Source organism: Pseudobutyrivibrio sp. YE44 (assembly GCF_900104335.1).
GTDB lineage: Bacteria > Bacillota > Clostridia > Lachnospirales > Lachnospiraceae > Pseudobutyrivibrio.
Genome location: NZ_FMXT01000005.1, coordinates 110,559 through 133,575, shown reverse-complemented (window position 1 = coordinate 133,575; position 23,017 = coordinate 110,559). Strand labels below are relative to the sequence as shown.

Below are 23,017 nucleotides of genomic sequence, written 5' to 3'. Positions count from 1 at the left end.
CATAAGATGCTCCTTTCAGGACCATCTAAGTAGGGATGGAAAAAGAAGGTCTTTATTGAGTATATATATTTCTTTTCAAGCCTCAGTTTATATAATATCCAAATTATTATCTTATTTAGTCTTCTGCTCTACAAAATAATCATACATTGACTTAGCAACCAACGTAATGTTTTCGTCCTCGAGACGAGCTTCGCTCATTACGTAAGTGTTGCCTGGCCGGGCGCAACTCATATACACTGCAAGGTACTGGATGATTTCCTCGCGGGTTGGCTGTTTGTAGTTTGCCATCATTGACTGATAGTTTCCAAATACCTCGTCCAGCTTCATTACGCCTGGGGCGCCGGTGTAAACAATCTCGCCGCTCATGAATACTGGATGGCGAAGAAGCATTGCCTCCTGGCCTGCGGTGCCTGTAAGTGTGGCAACGCACTCACTCTTTTCAATGAGCTTGATTGAATCCTCCCATGGGTCGATAAGAACCACGTTTGGATACTGACTGAAAGCTTCGTAAAAGCTGTTGTCTCTGATTCCAAGGAAGGAATAATGTTCCTTCACGTAAAGCACTGTATCTGCTGGAAGTGACTTTACCAAGTTGTCGATGAAATACAGCTGCTTTTCATATTTCTGGGCACACACGATTGTGGTGGCCTCTGGCTGAAGGTGAAGTGGGAAGTAAACAAACTTCTTTGAGAAATCCGCCTTCTTGAAATATGACTTAGCCTTCTTGTATCTGAAGTACCACTTGATTTCGTCCATGGTCTGCTCATAGGCCTTGTAATAAATGTATGAGCCCTTGTCCCTGGTGAAAGGATTGAAGTACTTCTGTCTAATATAGAAGAATGGAAGCACGAAAAACTTTGCCTTCCACTTTGGCTTCTTTCCTGAAAACTGCATGAAAGCTGGCTTAGAATGCTTTTCCTCAAAACCTGAAAGGAAAGCCTCGGCCTTTGCCTTCTGTTCCTCTGTAACAGGAACGTTTTTGTAATCCGCTGGGAAGTTGTAAATCTTCTCGAATGGATCATTCAAAATATAGTGATGGGTCAAATCCATGCCGCAGGCTCTCATGAACATTAATGAATAATAGCCTGTGCCGGTCTTCTGACCAACTAAATATGCTGTGTAAGTAAGGAGCGTAGCCACAACCTCGTCATAGAAGAAATCTACTTTGTAGGTGGTGAAAACGTGCTCCCAAAATGCGAAGAGACCAGCGGCTGTGTGAACACAGTAATCATAATCTCTGTAAATCAAAAACCTGTCAGTGTAGATGTATTTCCACATTGGAGCTGCATCGTATTTCTTTTCATACTCTGCAAGCTTCTCAAGAGTGAACTCATCCCAGTGAGTGTTCATGAACTCTGAAATCTCACAAACCACCACCTCATCCTTGCCAAACTTATCATAGATATATTTGGTCTCCTTGCTGTCGCAAGTGATGAAAACACCTTTGGTTTCGCTGTCGTGATTCTCTTTTATCTTTTTATATACTGCAGGCGCGAAGTCGTCAAAAGGGCGACGGGCCATGTAACATAATGTGTACATTAATAATTTACTCCTAAACTATGGCTATGTATACCTAACTCCTGACACGCTTTCGCTCTGCTTTTTCTCATTACCCTACATAAGATGCTCCCTTCAGGACCATCTAAGTAGGGATGGAAAAAGAAGGTCAGGAGTTTAGATATACAAATCCATAGTTTATCATCTAATTTTTTACTCAATTATATTATTTCCGCTATTTACGGAAAATTAACTTAAGTATTATACCACACACAATAGTTACGGTAAACAAAGACGCCACAATCGCTATATAGACATTTCGAATTAGCATATAATACGCAACGCCTGGTGCTACGATGGCGATAAGTGGAAGCCAGCTGTTGGTAAGTAGCTTAAGCATTGGGTATTTGAAACGGCGTGACAGCTTTACAATAAGCAGCAGGGAATAAAGGGCGTAGGATAATCCTGTTCCTATAGCTACCATATTGATGCTGCGCTCCACCAGCACTACTAACGCACTTGAAAAAATAATATTGAAAATGCAAAGTGCCACCGAGTTGGCGATTAAGGATTTGTTCAGCTTAAGGACGCTGAAGATGTTTCCGAAAATCATTGTGGTGGAATAAATGGCAACGCCGATTACAAGAATCTGAGTTGCGGCTGTTCCTTCGGTGTACATTGGCATAAAATAGCGAACGAAAATTGGCATTACATAAAAAACGAACAGACAAGCTGCGCCGGAAACCAGAGCTGTAATGCTGGTGAAATATCCAGCCTTATCAAGAAGCTCCTTCTCATCCTGGTGAGCACCGTAGAGATGAGAAATCTTTATGTAAAATACCTGAGAAATTGTCTGAGGCACCAGTACCATTGTGGTGAATCCCATGGTTGGAACGGTGTAGACACCCAGCGCTTCTGTATCCATAAAGGTCAGAATAACGTGCTTGTCCACGTTCTGAACGATAGTCCAAATCAAGCTGTTAATAAGAAGTGGTAACCCACCCATAATCATCAGCTTCATATATGAAAAATCAAAATCAAGCTTTACTCCCTTAAGGGAATCCTTGTGGAAAAGAATAATTCCAAGAATAGCTGAGGACATTGTCATGGCATAAAGGCCATAATATCCTGCGAATCGAAGAACAACAACGCCAATCAAAAGTGCTGCTAAGGTACGGCCAAAACCGATGTAGGCAGATTTGTTGTACTTGCCGTTCATTCTCACGGTGGCGTTTGACATATCATCAAAACTCTTTAAAAGAATCATCACTGGACACATGGCGTAACCAAAAGCAAAGAAGGTCTGGTACTGGTCAACACCGATTGAGCCATGATATCTAAAAAGCACCCAAGCCTCGAAGCAAAGGAAAATCAGTGCATACACCATAAGCATAAATGTGACGGCTGTGTTTTTCATTTTGTTAGCGGCTTCAAAATCCTTTCGACCCAAGGCCTGTGGGTAATCCCTATTGTAGGCGTTGAGCACACCGAACTGAGCGTAGGTCATATAGGTCTGGACAATCAGACAGGTGCTGTAAATACCCATTGGCTTGTTTGGCACCAGTGATTTTGAATATACGCTAAATACAAATGACATTGCCGAGCATGCAACTGTAGACAATGTCACAAGTATAAAATCTGCACTTTTTAGCTTATTTAGCAGTGTTTTTAATATCCTCATAAATCTTTACAATCTCTTCCATATACGTGTCAAAATTGTTCAGGTCCTTGGCACGTCTTCTAGCACCCTCGGATTTCATGCGATAAATCTCGCTGTTGTCCAAGAGCTCATTTATATTTGCGATGAAAGCCTCTCTATCCACAGGCTTCTTGTCTGTGCCGCATAGTTTTCCACAGCTATCATCCACAGTCACCTTTAATCCACCAACGCAACTGGCGATAACCGGCTTGCCAAAGGCCATAGCCTCTGGGGCAACCATGCCGAAGCCTTCAAACTTGGATGGGATAACTACCACCTTAGTTTGATTCATGTAGATGTATGGATTATGCTGCATTCCTACCATTTTAACATTGTCCTGCAGCTTCAGCTTTCCAATGAGCTTCAGGCATTCTGAGCCTAAATCTCCACCTCCCACCATAACCGCTTTAATGTCAGGATGGGTCTTTTTTATTTCTGCCACGAGCTTTACAAACTCGTAAGGATTTTTATCATCTGTAAGGTATCCCACGAAAAGCAAATCTGATCTGAAGCCCTCCAGCTTTTCCTTGGTCATATCTGTACCAGCCATGTAACCACGCTCAAACACAGCAACTGCGTTAAATGGCACGCCTAGCTCCACAGTCTTGTCTTCCATCTTATCCTTGAACCAAGACATCTCCTCCACCTTTTTGTCAGGCAGGATAATCTTGGCAAAGCTTTTGCAGGCCCCGCCGTATACCACCGACTTTGGGCCAATCTTCTGGACCCACTTTGGAAGCGAATACAGGTGGCTAATAATTGGAATCTCGTCTGTGACCTTGGTGCACATAAGGCTGCATTCATATTCATAGGCATGAATAATATCAGGCTTGAAATCCTCGATAGCTCGCTTGATTGCCTTTTCATCCACCTTCTCCACGCCGATGTAAGGCAGGTCATTATCAAGTAGCTTCGCCTCGATGGAACCTGTAGCCGTTAGATACATGGTCTGTATACTCTCCGGCATAGACTTCATGATGTTGATGGCAACATTTTCCATGCCTGAATAAGTACTACTCTTTGAAACATGTAAAACCTTCATTCTCTGTAATCCCCCAGTCCACAGACTGTTACACTCACAAGCAATACCTCTCTTACGGTGACTAACATGTCACCTTCAGAGTCATATTAACTTGTTAGTTACAGTCTGTTCTTCAAAATAATTCCCAATTTATGAAGTTCATAACATATTATTTTCAAAAAGAATTTATATAATCTGCAAAATCTACTTACTTATATTGCTATAAATTTGACGCATCTCTTCGTTGACAGGTTGCTTATCAAACGCCTTCATGGTCGCAATGTTGGTTTCGCCCATCTCTGCGCGGCGCTGATCACTATCAGCTAAAGCCTTCCCCAAGGCTGCCACAAGAGTTTTAGCGTTTTTGGAATCGAAAAGATATCCACCCACTCCATCGGTGATAAGATCTGTGTTTCCACGGATTTTACTACAAACCACTGGCATTCCCACAGACATCGCCTCCATTAATGCTACTGGAAGTCCCTCCTGATGAGATGGGAAAACGTAGATATCGCTTGCGGCAAATACATCAGCCACGTCTCTACGGAAGCCAAGCATCTGAACATAATCCCCAAGTCCAAGATGTTTGATTTCTTCCTGCAACTGCTTTTGAATCTTGCCGCGACCGGCGATTAAGTATTTCAGCTTATACTTTGGCTGCACTCTCTCATCGCTTTCCGGTGTGAGCAGTGTGCCGTTTTCCTTCATAATCTTCAGCGCTCTTAAAACCTCGCTGTGATTCTTTCTAGGAATCAACTCGCCTACGGATAAGAGCACGATGGTGTCATCATCAATACCAAGCTCCTTACGAACCTTGGCTCTGGCCCCATCGCTGGCCACGAATTTATTGGTATCAACACCAGCACCGTGAATCAAGGCAGTGTTCTTAGCCTTAAACTTCCTGGCGTGACCGTAGTCTTCTCTATTAATGGTTATCAACATGTCGGTGAATTTGCTGCACCACTTTTCCACATTGTAGAACACAATCCAGTTCTTAAGTGGAGCTCCCTTGAAGAAGTGGAAGCCGTGGGCTGCATAGATAACCTTTGTGCCATAGAGCTTTCTTGCTTTGCGGCAGGCCAGTCTACAGATAACACCGCCGATTGGCGACTGAGTGTGGACAATCTCATACTGATTTGTCTCCACCTCTGTCTTCAGCTGGTTATAAGACTTTGAAAGCTCGCTGATATTGAAAAACTTTCTGAGGCTGGCTGTCTCAATAACTCTACAGCCAAGCTCATCCAGCTTCTTGCGACGTTCCTTCATAGCCTCCGGGCTCAAAGCGCTGTCATCATCATTCCAACAGCAAGCCACGTCAACTGTATAGCCAAGCTCCTGCAAAATCTTTATATTATCAATATTAAATTGTGTCACCATGTACGCAGTATGCGCATGCATCAAAGCCTTTTTCATAATCTTATTCTATCCCTCGGTTGTTACATTAACAAAAATTACATTCTCTTACAGCTCCTAACATGTCGCTTTCAGAGAAGTAATATTTTGTTAATTACAACCTACTTTTAGTTTTATTGTTTATGTACATTAGCATTGACTGCACCCTCTTCGACGCCTTCGGTGGCATCCTTGGTGAAGATTACGCGCAATGTCATTAGAATTAACTGAATATCCAATAGTACTGAACATTTCTCACAATAAATCATATCCAGCTTCAGCTTGTCGTATGAGGTGGTGTTGTACTTGCCGTAAACCTGGGCGTAGCCTGTAAGGCCAGCCTTTACGTGGGTACGGAAGGCAAACTCTGGTACCTCTTTAACGTATTCCGCAATGATTTCTGGACGCTCTGGACGAGGACCAACCACAGACATTTCACCCTTGAAGATGTTGAAGAACTGTGGAAGCTCATCAATACGTGTAGCACGGATAAAGTGTCCGATTGGAGTGATTCTATCGTCGTTAACGCTGGCAAGACGAGCCTTGCCATCCTTTTCAGCATCAGTAATCATGGAACGGAACTTCATGATTTTGTATTCCTTTCCACCGATGGTGCAACGAGTCTGTTTATAAAAAACAGGGCCGCCATCGTAATTGTGGATAAGTATAGCTGTCACAAGCATAATTGGAGATGTAAGGATGATTCCAATACTTGAAATAATAATATCTCCTGCACGCTTGATAGCTGATGAAATTCCATCCATTCCAACATTCTTGCAAAGGTAAAGAGGTGTATCAAAAAGGTTCACCTCGTCAGAACCCTTGATAAGGATGTCTGAAATCTTTGGTGTGAAATAAACACGCTTGTCAGTTGCGAAGCACGCCTTGATAATATCGTTTCTAATCTCTGATGGAACATCGTTGATAAGAACCGCATCGTAGTTCTGAAGCTCTTTTGTAATCTTGTCCAAAGACTCTCTGCAGCTCATCTCACCTGTGATTCTGTACTTATCAGCACGACGATTCATCTTAATAACAAGGTCGTTTTCATACTGACCGAAGATGTTAAGAATTGTAAATGGTGGGAAGATCATGCGGTAAATCTTTGTACAAAGGAAAGTAACAATAAGCACTGCCAGTGCATCAATCACTGTAAGCACGATGATGTAGGCAAGTGTCATCCACATTAAAGATTTAATTCGAGTCATCAAAATGATGATGATGAACTCAAGACCGTTTACAAGCCCCATGGCAATAGCCTGTGACATAGTAAGAATTGAGATTCTGCCGCTTCCTATACTGAACCCCTTGAAGGTGTTAATCACCAAAATTGTAAGGATTCCATATAGGGCAATCATCAAATAATTTCCTTTGCCCATGAATCTTGTGTATGGATTCATAAGGTTCTGCAAGCGCAGATACCACATAACGCCAAAGAGCGTGGCTAGTACTGCTACTAAAACCACGCTACTTACAAAGCGGAATAACTTTTTATTTGTCTCAACATTATTTATATTTTTATTCATATGTTATATCCAAGTTTATGTGCAAGTGTTACATTCACAATCATTATATTTCTTCCAGTGACTTTAGAATGTCACTTTCAGAAACATAATAGATTGTGAATTACACTTGATCTTTACTTTTATTAACAAATTATTATATGCCTACGATTAGAACGCCTTATTCATGTCTACGTAGCCCTTGATTCCTGGGACAGAGCCCTTGCTTGAATACTGCCAGATGTTCTTGCGGCCTGAGTAAGTGCAAGATGTGTTGTACTGTGCAATCCAGATGCTGCATGAGCCTGGGATTGCGCCGGCATTCATTCGACCTGTCATCCAGTTCTTGCTGCAGTAGAAGCCTGCTCTGTAGCCAGAAGACTGTACTGTTGTTACGAATGCATTTACAATAGCCATTCTCTGTTCTGTTGAAAGGGAGCTCTGGCCTCTGACTGTATCCTCCATATCAAGGAAGATTGGATATGAACATCCGCCAGCCTTTGCTGCCATTGCTACAGCCATTGAAGCTTCCTGAACTGCCTCGGCTTCGTTAAGAGCTGTTGAATAGATGTAAACACCAACGTTTACTCCTGCTGACTTGGCACCTGACATATTCTTGTAGAAGTATGGGTCCTCATGAAGCTGACCATCATACATACCACGGTAACCACATCGGATGATTGCGAAGTTTACTGCTGACTTAGCAGACTTCCAATCGATGTTGCCCTGGTACTTAGAAACGTCGATACCATTTCCCTTAACAACAAGCACTCCGTCTGCTCCAAAGTCGTACTGAACGCCCTGGATTACCTGAGTTCCTGTTACCTTATTTGCATTCTTATCGAAGTAATATGTGTTTCCATCAATTGTCTGCCAACCGTAATAGGTGTAGGTTGCAGCCTTGTAATAGAAGGTCTTGTCCTTGCCATAATCTGCTGCTGTAGCTGGCTTTGTAAGGCCTTCATCAAGGAATAATTCGTTTCCTGCCTTATCCTTGAGACGCTGGGTAGAAGCTGTACCGAAGCCTGAAACTGTGTAAACCACGTAAAGCTTTTCAGCGTCTGTTGCTGCTACCTTGTCAGACCATACAGGAGTACCTGTAAGCTTGTAATCTCCATCAGCTGTTGCTGTGAAGGTTCCCTTGCCATCCTTCATAGTAACTGCTGTGCCGTTAACCTTTACATCAGTTACATTCTTGCTGGCTACGATGGTAAATACGCCCTCTTTGTAGCTCATATCAAGAGTTGCTGTTTCCTCAGTACCAGCTGCTGGTGTCTGAGCTGCGACTCTCATAATCTTTGCTGCAATAAGAGCATCCTTTATAGCGAAGTTTGAAACGCCCTGACGGCCATGAGCCTTTGCTCTAGCTTCTGGCTCTGCAGGAGCTGCTTCATCTTTCTTCTCTTCTACTTTTTCTTCTTTTTTCTCTTCAGTTTGCTCAGGCTTCTTTACTTCCTCGTAATGGAAAGTGATTTCACCCTGATTTTCCTTAACTGTTACTGCAGAATCAGTGCACTTATATCCATCGATTGTCTTTGGTGAAACTGATTCTCCTGCAGCTTTTGTTACAGAGTCGGAACCAAGATTCTTGTCTCCACAAACATACTTTACATTGAAAGTATACTTTGCTGGCTCTTGCTTCTGCTCTGGCTTCTTTACTTCCTCATAGTGGAAAGTGATTTCACCCTGATTAGCTTTAACTGTAACTGCAGCCTCAGAGCACTTATATCCATCAATTGTCTTTGGTGAAACTGATTCTCCCGCAGCCTTTGTCACAGAGTCTGAACCAAGTAACTTGTCGCCGCAAACATACTTTACGTTAAAGGTATACTTTGCTGGATCTACCTTTTTATCTGACTTATATGTGAAGGTGTAAGTCTTTGCAGCTGTAACCTTTTCATAAGCTGGGTTTGGCTTGTCGCTAACGAGCTTGTATGTAACATCACCAGACTTGTAAGTAGCCTCTGGCTTAAAGGCTGGAGTTGCATCCTTCTTAAGCTTTTCTTCCTTAGCCTTGATTGGATTTCCAACAGCCTTGCCGTCTGCATCCTGAAGCTGATAGTTGTAGGTGATTACAAACTCAGTTGCTGCAGCGGCCTGAAGCTTGTGCGCAACCTTAACTCGTCCCTTGTCCTTTACAGCTACCTTGCTAGCCTTTGCTGTAGTCTTTGGAGCTGTGATATCAGCACCAGAAACTCCCTTGGCGCTTGAGCCGTTTTCAACCTTCTTAGACTCTACAAACTCTACTGTATCCTTAAGAGTATTCTCCACAGGAACGGCCTCTTTCTTCTGACCATCTTCCTTTGGAGCATCCTTCTTAACCTGCTTGATGATTTCCTTCTGAACCTTAAGCTCAACCTTATCCTTTACGTTTACATCAGTCTCATAGCTGACAGGAGCGTAAACTGGCTGATTGTCGAAGTCGTACATAACACAAGCAACATAGTCACCAGGTGTCATGTCCTTTTCCTGAATCACACCATCTTCATCGTCGTCAGTGTAAACCTGTCCCTCAGCATCCTTAAGAGCCATAGCGAAGGACTGGATTGCTGTTTCCTTATCAAGGTAAAGCTGATATAAAGGATCATCCTTGATGCTAGATTTTTCTTTATCTACAACCTCACCTTTTTCATCTGTAACAGTGATGGCAACATTTCTATCCTGAAGGATTGAACGGATTCTGTCAGCCTCTGATGGCTTTGCCTGCTCTTCACCTTCTGCTGCTTCCTCTGTAGCCTCCACAGCTTCTTCTGAGTCAGCCTCCTCTGAAGTCTCTGTAGATTTTCCTGCGCCACCAACAATATCGTTAATCTGATTATCGATATCGGTAATGGCATCCACATATGTCTGAAGCTCTGAAGCCTTGTCCTTAGACATAAGCTTTACAGAAAATGGAACGCCTGTGATGGCATTGTCATTCTCATCAGAAATGTAAATTGTTAAATCCTTTTCAAGGGATTCACTTGTGAGCACAATATTTTTAAAGTCTGGGATGTAAACATCCTCAGCACCCTGTTCCTCATCCACGACCACTTCAACGACAACGTCGTCTTCTTTGTCTTCATGAACAAGATTATAGATTCCATAACCTGCTCCACCAATAGCGGAAAGGCCTAGCACACTGGCAACCGCAATACTTGCAGCCTTGTGAGTGCCAATAAAAAACTTTAGGCCCGCAAAAAATCCTCGCATATCATCATCTCCCAAATAATCAAAACTAGTAATATCGTCAGGTCAGTTACTGAACGCCGTGCTCCTTACAATATTCCTTAAAGCTTGCGTTGACTTTATCTTTATCTGAAAGGATTAAATCATCCTTTGTCATTCCCGCTGGGATTGGCCACTGAACATTGATGTCAGGGTCGTCGAAGGCAAGTCCGCCCTCATCGTTTGGATGATAGAAATCAGTAACCTTGTAGCAGAACTCTGCATACTCGCTGACTACTAAGAATCCATGAGCAAAGCCCTTTGGAATCATAAACTGCTTCTTGTTTTCCTCTGAAAGAAGGATTCCATAGTGCTTTCCGAAAGTCTTTGAACCTTCACGAAGGTCAACAGCCACATCATAAACTTCGCCCTTGATAACGCGGACGAGCTTGTCCTGTGGGAAATTCTTCTGGAAGTGAAGACCTCTAAGGACACCCTTTTTGCTTGCAGACTGGTTGTCCTGAACGAATACATAGTCAAGGCCCTCAGCCTTCATATCGTTTTCGTTGTAAGTCTCCATGAAGTAACCACGGTCATCACCAAAAACCTTTGGGGTGATGACGCAAAGGCCTTCTATACCATTAACATTTTTCTCTACTGTAATTGCCATAATTTATCTCCAAAACTTTTCATTTATCTATCACTATCAATCACTGACACGCTTGCGCTCTTATTCGCTCATTGCCCTACATAAGATGCTTCTTTCAGAACCATCTAAGTAGGGATGGCTCATCAAGGTCATCTTATTGACAGTGTTAGCTAAATTCAAGTTTTGCTCCTTACTTTATAGAATAATTAAAAAAATGATTAAATCGACTTAAAGTCCGTTAGCTATATCTACGAGATACTGTCCGTATGCTGTCTTCATGAGTGGCTCGGCGAGCTTGAGGAGCTGGTCCTTGTTGATGAAGCCACGCTTGTAAGCGATTTCCTCAATGCAAGAGATGTACATACCCTGTCTCTTCTGGAAGGTGCTGACAAACTCTGCTGCCTGAAGAAGCATATCGTGGTTTCCTGTGTCAAGCCATGCAAATCCACGGCCAAGTGTCTCTACGTGGAGGTTTCCACGGTTTAAATATTCGTTGTTAACAGCTGTGATTTCAAGCTCTCCACGTGCTGAAGGCTTGATTGTCTTTGCGATTTCTACAACTGAGTTGTCATAGAAGTAAAGACCTGGAACTGCATAGTTGCTCTTTGGATTAGCTGGCTTTTCCTCGATTGAAATAGCCACACCGTTCTCGTCAAACTCAACAACGCCGTACTCTCTTGGGTCACGAACATAGTAACCGAAGATTGTAGCGCCTGGCTCAGACTCTGTTCTTGTAGCTGCTGAAAGGAGCACCTTTGAGAAAGACTGACCATAGAAGATGTTGTCGCCAAGAACAAGTGCAACGGCATCCTTACCGATGAAATCTGCACCGATGATAAATGCCTCAGCAAGTCCGTTTGGAGCCTCCTGAACTGCATACTGAATATCCATACCAAGCTGCTTGCCATCTCCAAGAAGCTCTTCAAATACTGGAAGATCTCTTGGTGTAGAGATGATAAGTACTTCGCGGATGCCAGCCAACATAAGTGTAGACAATGGATAATAAATCATTGGCTTGTCATAGATTGGCATAATCTGCTTTGAGCTCGCCTTTGTAAGTGGATAAAGTCTTGTACCTGAACCACCTGCTAATATAATACCTTTCATAGTTTCCTCCGTCACAAATATTAATACAATTTTAGAATTCTTTAGCAACTGTTTCCAGTGCTGCGGCTACGACCTTGTCCATGTCGTAGTATTTATATTGGCCGAGACGGCCTCCGAAGATTACGCCATGCTCACGGATTGCGCGGCTTGCGTACTCCTCGTATACTGCATTGTTTTTGTCATTGTTTACTGGGTAGTAAGGCTCAACGCCCGGCTGCCACTCACTAGAATATTCTTTAGAAATAATGGTGGTAGGCTGCTTGCCAAACTCAAAGTGCTTGTGCTCGATAATACGAGTGTATGGCACCTCTGCCTCAGTGTAATTTACAACTGCGTTTCCCTGATAGTTGTCGCAGTCTATCTTTTCTGTCTCGAAGCGAACGGAACGATACTCAAGTGGACCATAGCAGCTGCCATAATATTCATCAATCTGACCGGTGAATATCAGCTTGCCCCAGCCAACCTTTGTTCCATCGTTGAGAATTCCCTCGAAGGATTCTGGCGCGTTTTCAACACCACCAACCATATCGAAGTAATCCTGCTCCAAAACAACATCAGCACCCTTAAGCATAGCCTCTACAATCTGTGTGTAGCCACCCATTGGGATGCCTTGGAATCTATCATTAAAGTAATTGTTGTCGTAAGTAAATCTAAGCGGCAATCTTTTGATGATGAAGGCTGGAAGCTCGTCACATGGACGTCCCCACTGCTTCTGAGTGTAGCCCTTAATCAGCTTCTCATATACATCAGTACCAACAAGGGAAAGCGCCTGCTCCTCAAGGTTCTTTGGCTCTGTGATGTTGAGCTCTTTAATCTGCTCAGCAATCTTTGCCTTAGCCTCAGCAGGAGTTTTGATGTTCCACATCTTCGAAAAAGTATTCATGTTGAATGGAAGATTGTAGAGCTCATCCTTGTAAACTGCCACTGGTGAATTTATATAGTTATTGAACTCAGCGAACTGGTTCATGTATTCCCAAATCTTTTTGTCGCTTGTGTGGAAGATGTGGGCGCCGTACACATGCACGTTAATGCCATCCTCTTCCTTAGTGTAAATATTTCCAGCAATGTGATTTCGTCTGTCGATAACTAGCACGGACTTACCACGTTTAATCGCTTCGTAAGTAAACGTAGCACCGAAAAGGCCTGCGCCTACTACAAGATAATCGTAATTAGTCAATTTCACACCTCATCAGTCAGCAAAGCTGACAGCTTATCTCGCTTCCCGCTCGGTCGTTGCTAAACAGGCTCCACTGGAGCCTAGCAACCTCAAGGGGAAGCCTTTGATATTTTAATGAGCAATCCGAATATTATCTCTAACTATTTTCAATGAATATAGTGAAAACGATATTGAAAATAGTTTTAGAGATAAATGAGGATTGCGGATTTTATTATTTATTAGAGTACATATCTGAGTAGTACTTCTGGTAGTCTCCAGAGGTTACATTCTTCATCCAGTCTTCGTGCTCGAAGAACCACTTGATTGTCTTCTTGATACCTTCCTCGAAGCATGTCTCTGGCTCCCAGCCTACCTCAGCCTTGATCTTGTCTGGAGCGATAGCATATCTTCTATCATGACCCTTACGGTCTGTAACGTACTTAATAAGATCCTCTGAAACAAGCTTCTGACGCTCATCATCTTCTGGAAGCATATCCTGAAGTGTATCAAGGATGATGTGGATGATTTCGATGTTCTGCTTTTCATTGTGACCACCGATGTTGTAGGTCTCGAAGAGCTTACCCTTCTCCTGAACCATATCGATTCCCTTAGCGTGATCCTCTACGAATAACCAGTCACGAACGTTCTTACCATCACCGTATACAGGAAGATCCTTGCCTTGAAGAGCATTGTTGATGATAAGTGGAATAAGCTTCTCTGGGAACTGGTAAGGTCCATAGTTGTTAGAGCAGTTTGTAATGTTTGCAGGGAACTTGTAAGTATCCATGTAAGCCTTTACAAGCATGTCTGAAGATGCCTTTGAAGCTGAGTATGGTGAATGTGGATCGTATGGTGTTGTCTCATAGAAGAATGCATTCTCATCATCTGGAAGAGAACCGTAAACTTCGTCTGTAGAAACGTGAAGGAACTTCTTACCCTCCTTGAATGATCCGTCTGGAAGCTCCCAAGCTTCCTTTGCACAGTTAAGCATAACAGCTGTACCAAGAACGTTTGTCTGAACGAAAACCTCAGGGTTCTTGATTGAACGGTCAACGTGTGACTCAGCTGCGAAATGAACAACTCTATCGATATCGTTCTCAGCGAATACCTTGCGGATTGCTTCCTTATCGCAGATATCAGCCTTTACGAATGTGTAGTTATCTCTGTTCTCAACATCCTTAAGGTTTTCAAGGTTACCTGCATAGGTAAGCTTATCTACGTTGATGATTCTGATTTCGTTATCGTACTTCTTAAACATGTAGTGGATGTAGTTGCTTCCGATGAAGCCTGCACCACCTGTAACTAAATATGTTCTCATTTTCTAATCCCTCTCTCGGCATTCTTTAATTTCTATATTATTCCTAGTTTATTGAATGCCTACTTATAGTCTTTGTTAATAAAATTTATAATAATTGTTCATTCGAACAACGATTAACGATTATTACGCTAAGTATTCGCGAAGAGCATCTTTCCAATGTTTCATCTGATAACCTGACGTTAAACGTAGCATGTAGTTGTCGAGGATTGAGTAGTGTGGACGATCTGCGCTGGCAGGATTCATTCGCTTGTACTCTTCGCTGGTAACGTGGTTAACCTTTACGTTGATTCCCTTGAGCTTGAAGATTTCCTCGGTGAAATCTGCCCAGTTGGTGTCGCCTTCGCAGGTGCCGTGGAAGATTCCGTAGTTTTCTGTTGGCTCAAGATGATGAATCATTCGAGCAAGCTCCACAGCTGAGGTTGGTGAACCAAGCTGGTCGCAAACTACTGAAAGCTCATCGTGGGTCTCTGCAAGGCTAAGCATAGTCTTAACAAAGTTTTTACCATCGCCGTAGAGCCAAGCTGTACGAACGATGAACCACTTGTCTGCAAACTGCTGAACGAATTTCTCACCCTCGTATTTTGTCTTGCCATAGGCACTGATTGGGCCTGGCTGATCAAACTCTGTGATTGGCTTTGTAGCATTACCAGGGAAAACATAATCTGTGCTGACATGCACAAGCTTTGCTCCCACCTTTGTTGCTGCGATAGCCAAGTTTCTAGGACCGAGAGCGTTAAGCTTGTAAGCAAAATCCCAATCCTTCTCGCAACCATCTACATTTGTAGCAGCCGCGCAGTTGATAATTACATTTGGCTTGTTGGCTTCTACGAAGCTCATAACCTCGTCTAAATTCGTGATGTTAAGTGAGCTTATAACATCACTCTCAATTACATCTGTGAGGATGAATTCAACTTCATCACCATACTCGTTCTGTATAGCTCTTCCAAGCTGACCATTACATCCCGTTACTAGTATCTTTCTCATTGTAATCCTCTATCGTTTTATATTTACAGCCAAACTCATTACTTTTGGCATTAATCATACTGTATAAGCAATCAATAAGGCCTTGATGAGCCATCCCTACTTAGATGGCAGTGAAACTGGCATCTTATGTAGGGCAACGAGCGAATAAGAGCGAAAGCGTGCCGTTTGATGTTTATACAGTAAGATTACTTCTTAGCCTAGGTGTTTGGCGTCATTTACACATAGTCTTTGGCTTTTGCAATCAATCTATTGTAAGCGCTGAACAGACTGCGGATAGATGCACGTGTGATGTTTGAGCTTACGCCAACGCCGAAGGTTGTGTTGCCGTGACGCTCGTCGCGCATCTCGATATATGCTGCAGCCTTTGCACCTGAGCCCTGGCTCTGAGCAAGTGTGTGCTCAGTGTAGTCGATGAGTGTAAACTCAAGCTCTGGTACGCACTGCTTGATAGCAAGCTTAACAGCATCGATAGGTCCGTTTCCTTCAGCCTCTGAGTGGAACTTCTCTCCATGGTAGCTGAAGTCAAGCACTGCAACTGTATCGTCTGAATCTTTGCTGTCCTGGATAACCACATACTCCAGAGTAAGTGGCTCCTTGTTCTCCAAGTACTGAGACTTGAAGGCCTCCATAATGCGCTGTGGTGTAACCTCGCCGCCCTGCTTTTCAGAAATGTACTGAACAACATCAGCGAACTCACGCTGCATCTTCTTTGGAAGCTTGTAGCCGTAAACTGTGTCCATAACAAAGGCAACTCCGCCCTTGCCAGACTGGCTGTTGATACGAACCACTGGCTCGTACTTACGTCCGATATCTGCAGGATCGATTGGAAGATATGGAACCTCCCAGTACATGTTCTGACGTTCCTTCATAGCACGGACGCCCTTATTTATAGCATCCTGGTGTGAACCAGAGAAAGCTGTAAACACAAGCTCACCTGCATATGGGTGTCTTGCGTCTGTAGGCATTTTTGTAACTCGCTCACAAACCTCAACAATCTCTTTGATGTCATCAAGGTTAAGCTCTGGGTTAACACCCTGTGAGAACATATTGTAAGCGATTGTAAGAATATCTACGTTACCAGTACGCTCGCCGTTTCCAAGAAGTGTACCTTCTACACGGTCTGCACCAGCAAGAAGTCCAAGCTCTGTGATAGCCACGCCTGTTCCTCTATCGTTGTGTGGATGAATTGAAAGGATGATGTTTTCTCTATCCTTAAAGTGAGTGCTCATCCACTCAATCTGGTCTGCGTAAACATTTGGTGTGTTCATCTCAACTGTTGCTGGAAGGTTGAAGATGATTGGTGCGTCAGTAGCCTTGTCCCAAGTCTCCTGAACTGCTGTACAAATTTCAAGTGAGAATTCCACCTCTGTTCCTGTGAAGGATTCTGGTGAATATTCCAACTGAAGATTTCCATCATATTTGCAAAGACGGTCCTTTACCATCTGGGTCCCCTTCTTTGCGATTTCAATAATCTCTTCCTTTTCAGCATTGAAAACAACATCACGCTGAAGAGTAGAGGTTGAATTGTAAATGTGGAAAATTACATTTTTAATACCCTGGATTGCTTCGAAGGTGCGGTCGATTAATTCCTCACGACACTGTGAAAGCACCTGAACCTTAACATCATCAGGGATTTTATTTTCAGCAACTAACTGTCTTAAAAAATCAAATTCAATCTGAGAGGCTGCAGGAAAGCCTATCTCAATTTCTTTAAAGCCTAGCTTAATTAGGAGGTCAAATAGTTCCATTTTTTCGTCGACTGACATTGGCTCGACGAGGGCTTGATTGCCGTCACGTAGATCAACTGAACACCAAATTGGAGCTTTTGTGATCTGCTTCTCAGGCCAAGTACGCTCTGGAAACTTCAGTACAGGGTTAGCTTTGTAACGTTGGTAGTTTAACATTATTCTGTCCTCCTAATATAATCCGCCTGTAAATATACTTTAAATCTCGCTGGTTACAGGCTCTTTTAAATCTATGAATAAACCATAATAATGGTTATTCTCACTTAAACTACTCGCCGAGTCCATTTTCAATGGACGCTACTAGGTCGGCTAGGGCCTCGGCTTCGTCGACGCCATCACAGATGACCTCGATTTCTTCACCTGACTTTACGCATGCGCCAAGGACGCTAAGCACTGACTTGGCGTTGGCTTCGTAATTGTCGTCAGTGTGAAAGGTTACTTTGCTTTGATATTTCATGGCTATTTCACATAGCAATCCTGCGGGACGCAAATGTAACCCAGTTGCATTCTTTATCTTAACTTTTTGTGAAACCATATATCTAATTTCCTAATTTATCATGTTCAAAACTTTACGTTAACAATAATTATATCTCTTACATTCACTAGATGTTCATTTCAGAGACATATTACATTGTTAACTAAGTTTTGTTCCTAAGTATTACTAATACATTAAATTATATTTTGCTTTCAAAATACGCATTAACGTCAGACTAAAGCATCGTCTTAGTGATTAGTTCAGCTAAATTACGGGCATCAGCCTCGATTTCTGCCTGGTCCTTGCCTTCGATCATGACACGAACGAGTGGCTCGGTACCTGATGGGCGGATAAGAACGCGTCCTTCGCCTGCGAACTTCTCACCAAGCTTTTCGATTGCTGAAGCAATCTCTGGGTATTCCATGTAGCTCTCTTTCTTGTGGTTTGGAACCTTTGCATTAACAAGAGCCTGTGGAAGAACACTCATGATTGAAGCAAGTTCTGAAAGAGGCTTTTCTGTCTCAACCATAACTCTGAGAAGGTGAAGAGCTGAAAGAAGTCCATCACCTGTGGTGTTGTCATCTAAGAAGATAACGTGACCACTCTGCTCGCCACCAAGGTTGTAGCCATTAGCAAGCATATTCTCCAACACGTATCTATCGCCAACCTTTGTAGACTCAACATTAAGGCCCTGTTCCTTTGCCATTAATGTGAAACCAAGGTTTGTCATTACTGTAACAACGCAAGTATCCTTTTTAAGAGTACCCTTGTCCTTCATGTGCTTTGCGCAGATTGCCATAATCTGGTCGCCATCAACAAGGCGTCCCTTTTCATCTACAGCAAGCATTCTGTCGGCATCACCGTCGAAGGCAAGACCAACCTGTGCATTCTCTGCAACCACACGAGCCTTAAGCTCATCCATGTGTGTAGAGCCACAGTTGCTGTTGATGTTTGTTCCATCTGGATTGTTGTGGATGGTGATAAGCTCAGCACCCATTTCTGAAAGACATGCAACGCTAGTGCGATAAGATGCACCCTCGGCACAGTCGATAACAATCTTTAATCCTGATAAATCAAGTGGAACTGTGTTCTTAAGGAAGTCAACATACTCTCTTCCAAGGTCGAAACGATAATCAATCTTTCCAATCTCAGCACCTGTAGGAAGGTTTACACCCTTCATATCACTTTCAATAAGTGCCTGAATCTCATCCTCAAGCTCATCAGAAAGCTTGAAACCTTCTCCGTTGAAGAACTTGATTCCGTTGAACTCCATTGGGTTGTGGCTAGCTGAAATAACAACACCAGCATCAACCTTGTGCTTACGTGTAAGGTAAGCAATTGCAGGTGTTGGAAGCACTCCAACATAAACTGCGTTAGCTCCTACTGAACAAATACCAGACATAAGTGCTGATGCAAGCATTGTTCCTGAAATACGTGTATCGCAACCAACGATAATTGTTGGCTGATGGCTAGCCTCCTTTGTAAGCACATAAGCGCCAGCCTGTCCAAGTGAACGAGCTAAATCTATAGTAAGCTCAGAGCCTGCTACTCCTCTAACTCCGTCTGTTCCAAATAATCTTCCCATATTAATTAATCCTCTTTCTTGTCAGCATTGTCAGCTTCATCGTTGCCCTTTGCATCAGGATCCTCGATGACTGTAACCGATACTGAAGTATTCTGAATTGTAACGTCATCAGTATTTTCAAATACTAGGACGGCGTTCTGTCCCTCCCCTACTGTCAGGTGAGAACAATCAATATATCCTTTAACCTCGCCAGCCTTAAGTGCCGCAAGAGCTTCGTCTGTACCGAATACATTGACGGTGACAGTCTCGGCATCCAACGATGCAGCCAAACCGTGGCCAAGGTTGTGGAAACTAATATTTGCTGCAGGCACCTCAATGGTGGATGCATTTTCATTTTGCATTGTCACATAAATCTGAACCTTTGAAGATGTTCCCTCTGCCAGCTGTACGCCCTCAGGCAAGTAGCTTGAGATGTCTACTGTGGTGGTGAAAGAACCTGTCAGGTTCGAAAGGTTTATAACACTATCTGGGATAGTGATTGTAGAAACATCATTAAGTGCTCCGGCCTCTCCGATAATCATTACTGATGATGGGTCGGTCTTTATTGAGCCAAGTGTAAGACCTGGTGCCAAAGAACCGCTGGTCTTAACTGTGATGTCAACAGCCTTCGTATTTACGAAGTTGACGCTAACACTTACTGTAGAAACCGAAAGATTCAAGTTCTTAGAATCTACTGTCTCGCCCTTTTCATCGTAAAACTTCGGAATAACATTTTCTGTGAAGTTGCTGGTTACACCAGTGATGTTGGCAGTAGCAACAACCGAATCAATCTTGTCAACCACATCCTGTGGGCCACTAACAGTGATTACTGTAGGACTGCAGCTGACTTCCTGAACTGCAAGCTCAGGCTCAAGAGTACCAGTGGTCTGAGCATTAATAACAAATCGCTCGGTGCTCAAATCCTTCAATGTAACGTACAGATAATTCTGACGGCTAGAGATGGTTATGTAGCTGGCATAGGATTTTGCTGCAATAGTAACCGGAATTCTCTCTTCGTTTTCAAGGTTGTTCATATCTGCCACTGCAGAAAAATCTGAAGGAGAAAGCTTTTCAATGATGGAACGCTTCGCTGTAACTCTGAAGCTAACAGTGTTTACTCCATCCTTTATCTCATAAAGCTTTCCAGCCTGTGTAAGCACATCCTCGTTTGAAACTGAAACAACAGAGGTGAAGGTTCTGGTCTGCTTTGGATCGTCGATGTTGACAACCACAAGCCAAAGCACGAATGAAAACATCACCGCCAAAAGCTTCAATCCAATATTCTTTGTGAGGGCATTGATTATTTTCTGATTCATAGTCTGCCCTCCTTTTCTGCGTCAAATATTCCCTGCTCATCAGGATTCTGGAGAAGCTTAAGCTCAGCAATAAGCTCATCTTCCTTTACATCTCTGACGATACGTCCTTCCCTTGCGTAAGAAACAGTACCTGTCTCCTCGGAAACAACGATTGTGAGGGAGTCGGAAACCTCGCTGATTCCAACTGCTGCTCTGTGTCTTGTTCCCAAATCCTTGGAAAGTGCCATGTTGTCGGACAATGGCAAGTAGCAGGTTGCGGAAACCACACGGTCTCCTCGAACTATGACAGCTCCATCGTGGAGCGGGGTATTCTTCTCAAAAATGTTGATAAGAAGCTGACGGCTAACCACAGCATCGATACCGATACCTGTACGTTCGAACTCGGTAAGCTGCATATCCTTTTCAACAACAATAAGGGCACCTGTCTTAACTGCGCCCATTTCATAGCAGGCTGTAACAAGTCCAACGATGGTTGAGTCGTCGAATTTCTTAGCGCCTGTTTTTAAAATATTCCATGAGAAAATAGACGTGATTTTACGACGACCGATTTGCTCCAAAGCTCTACGAAGCTCTGGCTGGAACACCACAATAAGTACGGTCACTGCTACTGATACCAGCTTTTCTCCCAACCACAGGATGGTGTTCATCTGGAAGATTGCTGCCACCAGGAAGAACAGCATGATAATAAGCACGCCTCTAATTAGCATCCAAACCCTGCTGTTTTTTACCCAAACCAGCAGGTGATACATGAAATATGCAATTATGATAACTTCGATTGCGTCCGTGATGGAAACATCGGGAATATTTACATTGAAATAATCATCGATGAAGGCATCAATCGCATTGACAAAATCAACCAATTTTCATACCTTTCTAGGCTATTATAAATCCACCGTGAATAGTTATAATATCTTACTGCCAAATCCTAGAACAACAGGAAGAATTAAATCTTTTTTACTTCCTTATCTTCTTCAGCAATTCTGATTTTCGGAACTGCTGTAACGTAGTAGTAATAATCATCATCTTCAAACTGAACCTTCTCGATTCGAGAATAGTCCAAATCAAGAACAAAGTAATTAAGAATCAAACCAACCACAATTACTAGAAGGTTTCCAATGATAAGACTAGGAATCTCTGTCTTTTGGCTGGTAAGTAAATATCCTGCAAGCATAATGATAAATTCAACAGCCACACCAACTGCATTTGCAATCATCCATGACATATTGATGCTGGACTGTCTAAGCATGTAAACCACCAGGTACATAGCCACCATTGCCACTATGTAAAACCAAAACATGCGGTTTGTAATCATCTGCTCCTGGATAAGAGAAACCACAGAAACCTCGGAAGTTTCATCTACGATAGCTGTGGTATTATCTTTAATTATGCTTAAATAGAAGGCCATCACCGAACCGCAAACTACTGAAGCAAGCTCGTTGATATTGGACATAAGACCTGCGCCAAGTGGCACTACGTATGGTGCGTGGAAGCTGTAACAGATTGGCACCGCCACCATGTTGTAGGTGTTCTTGCTTCTAAAATATGCGCAAACGAAATAGCCAATAATCAAAAGACCAAGGGTGACGATTGCCACCTGTGGGCTAAGTGAAGCTAAATCTATCAACAGCACAATAACAAGAACCAGTGACACTCCCTGCATTGGGAAGAAGGCACAGATTATTGATATTACTATAGAAAGCCAAATCTGGCTGATCTGCTTGTTATGTCCGAAGTTTGCGCGAATACACATGAGGCCTACGAAGGCTACCAAACCGCTCCATATCTTTAAAAAGAGCATTTCGCGTGAAAGCACAAATCTTCTTATATTGTCACGTAAAGTAATAAAAGCATTCATTTATAAATCCTCTAGTCCCTTTTCTTCGTCTGAATCTCTGGCCAGCAAAGGCTTAGTCTGCTGAACCTCATCCTCGTACATCTTGCTAAGCTTTGAATACTTTGCGCCAAGCTCCTTGATAAGACGTTTGCCTTTCTTGTAGCGTTTGGCTGCTCTGACTCTCACCCCATGCACATGGATGATGATGTAGGCCGCATAAACAAGAAGGCCTGCTAGAGCAATTATCAAGAGATACATTGTGTTGAGATTTTCGATAACATTACTCACTAAATATAAAACTATAGCTGCATAAACCGCTCCAAAAAAGATAGTGCCTGCTAGGAAGCCTCCCCATCCGTGAAGAGCGATATATTCTTTCTTTGAATAGCGCATCATTGGCTGATACTCTGGGCCAAGCTCCTTTTCGAAGATGGCCATGGAGGTCATGTGCCTTACGCGTTCTTCGTTAATCATACATTACCCCTTAATGCCTGTGTTTAATTCAAGTTTCTGGTAGAGTTTCTTAGAAATGGACATAGTCCACCCACTAAAACTCATACTGAGTCAGAATCAGTATAGCATAAACTAATCATAAAATAAAACTAAGGTTT

At 42.9% G+C, this 23,017-nt stretch carries 18 protein-coding genes; all 18 read right to left on the bottom strand.

Features of this window, described 5'->3' with window-relative positions:
* Nucleotides 1-111: 111 nt before the first annotated feature.
* Complete coding sequence (locus tag BLR54_RS09370; RefSeq protein WP_090420048.1) at nt 112-1,539, bottom strand: capsular polysaccharide export protein, LipB/KpsS family; 1,428 nt, start codon at nt 1,537-1,539, stop codon at nt 112-114.
* A gap of 193 nt (nt 1,540-1,732) precedes the next feature.
* Nucleotides 1,733-3,178, bottom strand: a complete 1,446-nt coding sequence (locus BLR54_RS09365) for an oligosaccharide flippase family protein (protein WP_090420044.1) — start codon at nt 3,176-3,178, stop codon at nt 1,733-1,735.
* Nucleotides 3,150-4,238 carry a glycosyltransferase gene (locus tag BLR54_RS09360; protein WP_090420041.1) on the bottom strand — a complete coding sequence of 363 codons (1,089 nt, stop codon included), beginning with the start codon at nt 4,236-4,238 and terminating at the stop codon, nt 3,150-3,152. The genes BLR54_RS09365 and BLR54_RS09360 overlap by 29 nt, the downstream gene beginning before the upstream one ends.
* A 183-nt stretch (nt 4,239-4,421) precedes the next feature.
* Complete coding sequence (locus BLR54_RS09355; RefSeq protein WP_090420039.1) at nt 4,422-5,630, bottom strand: glycosyltransferase family 4 protein; 1,209 nt, start codon at nt 5,628-5,630, stop codon at nt 4,422-4,424.
* 113 nt (nt 5,631-5,743) lie between these two features.
* Nucleotides 5,744-7,135, bottom strand: a complete 1,392-nt coding sequence (locus tag BLR54_RS09350; protein WP_090420037.1) for a sugar transferase — start codon at nt 7,133-7,135, stop codon at nt 5,744-5,746.
* A gap of 147 nt (nt 7,136-7,282) precedes the next feature.
* The gene (locus tag BLR54_RS09345) at nt 7,283-10,303 is read right to left on the bottom strand and encodes a glycoside hydrolase family 25 protein (protein WP_090420034.1); all 3,021 of its coding nucleotides are present in this window, start codon (nt 10,301-10,303) and stop codon (nt 7,283-7,285) included.
* 46 nt (nt 10,304-10,349) lie between these two features.
* Nucleotides 10,350-10,928 carry a dTDP-4-dehydrorhamnose 3,5-epimerase gene (rfbC, locus tag BLR54_RS09340; RefSeq protein WP_090420031.1) on the bottom strand — a complete coding sequence of 193 codons (579 nt, stop codon included), beginning with the start codon at nt 10,926-10,928 and terminating at the stop codon, nt 10,350-10,352.
* A gap of 207 nt (nt 10,929-11,135) precedes the next feature.
* Nucleotides 11,136-12,014 carry a glucose-1-phosphate thymidylyltransferase RfbA gene (gene rfbA / locus BLR54_RS09335; RefSeq protein WP_090420029.1) on the bottom strand — a complete coding sequence of 293 codons (879 nt, stop codon included), beginning with the start codon at nt 12,012-12,014 and terminating at the stop codon, nt 11,136-11,138.
* Between the two features lie 31 nt (nt 12,015-12,045).
* Complete coding sequence (gene glf, locus BLR54_RS09330; RefSeq protein WP_090420026.1) at nt 12,046-13,191, bottom strand: UDP-galactopyranose mutase; 1,146 nt, start codon at nt 13,189-13,191, stop codon at nt 12,046-12,048.
* Nucleotides 13,192-13,402: 211 nt separating this feature from the next.
* Nucleotides 13,403-14,488, bottom strand: coding sequence for a dTDP-glucose 4,6-dehydratase (rfbB, locus tag BLR54_RS09325; RefSeq protein WP_090420023.1), 1,086 nt, complete (start codon nt 14,486-14,488; stop codon nt 13,403-13,405).
* A gap of 123 nt (nt 14,489-14,611) precedes the next feature.
* Complete coding sequence (rfbD, locus tag BLR54_RS09320; RefSeq protein WP_090420020.1) at nt 14,612-15,472, bottom strand: dTDP-4-dehydrorhamnose reductase; 861 nt, start codon at nt 15,470-15,472, stop codon at nt 14,612-14,614.
* 215 nt (nt 15,473-15,687) lie between these two features.
* Nucleotides 15,688-17,376 carry a 2-isopropylmalate synthase gene (gene leuA / locus BLR54_RS09315; protein ID WP_090420017.1) on the bottom strand — a complete coding sequence of 563 codons (1,689 nt, stop codon included), beginning with the start codon at nt 17,374-17,376 and terminating at the stop codon, nt 15,688-15,690.
* Between the two features lie 109 nt (nt 17,377-17,485).
* Nucleotides 17,486-17,752 (bottom strand): HPr family phosphocarrier protein, encoded by a 267-nt coding sequence (locus BLR54_RS09310; RefSeq protein WP_090420013.1) that lies wholly within the window; start codon nt 17,750-17,752, stop codon nt 17,486-17,488.
* A 175-nt stretch (nt 17,753-17,927) separates the two neighbouring features.
* The gene (gene glmM / locus BLR54_RS09305; protein ID WP_090420011.1) at nt 17,928-19,277 is read right to left on the bottom strand and encodes a phosphoglucosamine mutase; all 1,350 of its coding nucleotides are present in this window, start codon (nt 19,275-19,277) and stop codon (nt 17,928-17,930) included.
* A 5-nt stretch (nt 19,278-19,282) separates the two neighbouring features.
* Entirely contained in the window at nt 19,283-20,572 is a 1,290-nt protein-coding gene (locus BLR54_RS09300) for a CdaR family protein (RefSeq protein ID WP_090420008.1), read from the bottom strand.
* A complete protein-coding gene (gene cdaA / locus BLR54_RS09295) occupies nt 20,569-21,432 on the bottom strand; it encodes a diadenylate cyclase CdaA (RefSeq protein ID WP_242871230.1) in 864 nt (287 codons plus the stop codon). The genes BLR54_RS09300 and cdaA overlap by 4 nt, the downstream gene beginning before the upstream one ends.
* An 83-nt stretch (nt 21,433-21,515) precedes the next feature.
* Complete coding sequence (locus BLR54_RS09290; protein ID WP_090420005.1) at nt 21,516-22,427, bottom strand: hypothetical protein; 912 nt, start codon at nt 22,425-22,427, stop codon at nt 21,516-21,518.
* Nucleotides 22,428-22,880 (bottom strand): hypothetical protein, encoded by a 453-nt coding sequence (locus tag BLR54_RS09285; protein WP_090420002.1) that lies wholly within the window; start codon nt 22,878-22,880, stop codon nt 22,428-22,430.
* Nucleotides 22,881-23,017 lie beyond the last annotated feature (137 nt).

What these genes read in the sequence shown, in the direction of transcription:
- rfbC (WP_090420031.1), bottom strand. Translation starts at nt 10,928, where the DNA reads ATGGCAATTACAGTAGAGAAAAATGTTAATGGTATAGAAGGCCTTTGC.
- BLR54_RS09370 (WP_090420048.1), bottom strand. Translation starts at nt 1,539, where the DNA reads ATGTACACATTATGTTACATGGCCCGTCGCCCTTTTGACGACTTCGCG.
- BLR54_RS09365 (WP_090420044.1), bottom strand. Translation starts at nt 3,178, where the DNA reads ATGAGGATATTAAAAACACTGCTAAATAAGCTAAAAAGTGCAGATTTT.
- BLR54_RS09290 (WP_090420005.1), bottom strand. Translation starts at nt 22,427, where the DNA reads ATGAATGCTTTTATTACTTTACGTGACAATATAAGAAGATTTGTGCTT.
- rfbB (WP_090420023.1), bottom strand. Translation starts at nt 14,488, where the DNA reads ATGAGAACATATTTAGTTACAGGTGGTGCAGGCTTCATCGGAAGCAAC.
- BLR54_RS09360 (WP_090420041.1), bottom strand. Translation starts at nt 4,238, where the DNA reads ATGAAGGTTTTACATGTTTCAAAGAGTAGTACTTATTCAGGCATGGAA.
- BLR54_RS09300 (WP_090420008.1), bottom strand. Translation starts at nt 20,572, where the DNA reads ATGAATCAGAAAATAATCAATGCCCTCACAAAGAATATTGGATTGAAG.
- BLR54_RS09310 (WP_090420013.1), bottom strand. Translation starts at nt 17,752, where the DNA reads ATGGTTTCACAAAAAGTTAAGATAAAGAATGCAACTGGGTTACATTTG.
- leuA (WP_090420017.1), bottom strand. Translation starts at nt 17,376, where the DNA reads ATGTTAAACTACCAACGTTACAAAGCTAACCCTGTACTGAAGTTTCCA.
- glmM (WP_090420011.1), bottom strand. Translation starts at nt 19,277, where the DNA reads ATGGGAAGATTATTTGGAACAGACGGAGTTAGAGGAGTAGCAGGCTCT.
- BLR54_RS09355 (WP_090420039.1), bottom strand. Translation starts at nt 5,630, where the DNA reads ATGAAAAAGGCTTTGATGCATGCGCATACTGCGTACATGGTGACACAA.
- BLR54_RS09345 (WP_090420034.1), bottom strand. Translation starts at nt 10,303, where the DNA reads ATGCGAGGATTTTTTGCGGGCCTAAAGTTTTTTATTGGCACTCACAAG.
- rfbD (WP_090420020.1), bottom strand. Translation starts at nt 15,472, where the DNA reads ATGAGAAAGATACTAGTAACGGGATGTAATGGTCAGCTTGGAAGAGCT.
- BLR54_RS09285 (WP_090420002.1), bottom strand. Translation starts at nt 22,880, where the DNA reads ATGATTAACGAAGAACGCGTAAGGCACATGACCTCCATGGCCATCTTC.
- BLR54_RS09350 (WP_090420037.1), bottom strand. Translation starts at nt 7,135, where the DNA reads ATGAATAAAAATATAAATAATGTTGAGACAAATAAAAAGTTATTCCGC.
- rfbA (WP_090420029.1), bottom strand. Translation starts at nt 12,014, where the DNA reads ATGAAAGGTATTATATTAGCAGGTGGTTCAGGTACAAGACTTTATCCA.